Below are 325 nucleotides of genomic sequence, written 5' to 3' on the forward strand. Positions count from 1 at the left end.
TGGACACCCATGGACACCCATCCATAATTTGCCAAGTTTACTTACATCTGGCAATCTTTGTGAATCATCTGTTATCAAGGAGCGATACGATGCCAAAACCAAGGAAAACTCTGGTTCTACTGGATCAAACCCCCTATTACCATTGCGTATCACGCTGCGTCAGGCGTGCTTTTCTCTGTGGATTCGATACGCTTTCCGGGAAAAGCTATGAACATCGTCGACAGTGGATCATCGATCGCATGAAGCTATTGGCTGAGATTTTTGCCATCGATATCTGCGCCTATGCCGTGATGTCCAATCACTACCACGTCATCCTTCATGTCGA

Annotated in this window: 1 protein-coding gene; it reads left to right on the forward strand. The window is 46.5% G+C overall.

All coding sequences use genetic code 11. From position 1 onward, the window contains the following. Positions 1-89 precede the first annotated feature (89 nt). Positions 90-325 (forward strand): transposase (locus A3193_RS20095; RefSeq protein WP_479686396.1); only part of this gene is annotated, 236 nt, incomplete at its 3' end.

Origin of the sequence: Candidatus Thiodiazotropha endoloripes, assembly GCF_001708965.1 — a bacterium.
Taxonomy (GTDB): Bacteria; Pseudomonadota; Gammaproteobacteria; order Chromatiales; family Chromatiaceae; genus Thiodiazotropha; species Thiodiazotropha endoloripes.